Genomic DNA, 867 nt, shown 5'->3' with positions numbered 1-867 from the left:
GGCGTCGCCATTGCCCCTTTCTCCCCGTCACTATACGGGGAGAAATGTCCGGCAGGACAATGAGGGGCGGCGCGCCCTTCGCAAATGATCCGGGAAGTGGGGATCGGAGCGAGGTCGCTCTTCACAGCCCATTGTCAATCGAAGAACGCCTCGACCACGTTGCGCTTGCCGAGCATGAAGGCGTCGGCGACATGCTGCAGCGGCGCCAGATCGACATCGGAGGTGCCGGCGCGGACGATCTCGGCGAAGCGCTTGTAGAGCATCGGGTACTCGGCCTCCGGCTCGTCATGAACCACCTTGCCGTCGATGGCGAGCTTCGACCCGCCGCCCGACAGCACCATGGCGCCCTTGTCGGTGTCGGCCAGGATGTCCCAGCTTTGCGGGCCTGTCTGCAGCCAGTCGAGGTCCATCGTCACCGGCAACCCGTTCGAGGTGCGGAAGGCGACGCGCGCGGCAACCGGGGAGGCGCGGTTTTCGGGAAAATCCAGCACCGCCGAGGTGATGAACATCGCCGGCAGGATATGGGTGGCAATCGACAGCGCGTTGATGCCGGGATCGAAGACGCCGAAACCGCCGGGAGCCCAGATCCATTCCTGGTTCGGGTGCCAGCGGCGCACGTCTTCCTTCCAGTTGATGGCGGCCGACCTGGTCTTGGCCTTGTCGAGGAAGGCGCGTGCGGCCTCTACGGCCGGCGCATAGCGCGAGTGCCAGCTGGCGAACAGCGAGACGCCGTTCTGCGCGGCCAATGTCTTGAGGTCCTCGACCTCGCTGACCGTGGCGCCAGGCGGCTTCTCCAGGAAGACATGCTTCTTGGCCATCAGCGCGGCGCGCGCCGCATCGTAGCGGAACTGCGGCGGCATGCAGAGC

The 867-nt window shown here is 65.9% G+C and carries 1 protein-coding gene; it reads right to left on the bottom strand.

Features of this window, described 5'->3' with window-relative positions:
- Positions 1-134 precede the first annotated feature (134 nt).
- Positions 135-867: Gfo/Idh/MocA family oxidoreductase (locus tag EN749_RS36535; protein WP_145991214.1), on the bottom strand; the 733-nt coding region annotated here is incomplete at its 5' end.

Source organism: Mesorhizobium sp. M7A.F.Ca.ET.027.02.1.1, assembly GCF_004022985.1.
In the GTDB taxonomy this organism is placed as follows: domain Bacteria; phylum Pseudomonadota; class Alphaproteobacteria; order Rhizobiales; family Rhizobiaceae; genus Mesorhizobium.
This window is presented reverse-complemented; position numbering and strand designations above follow the sequence as displayed.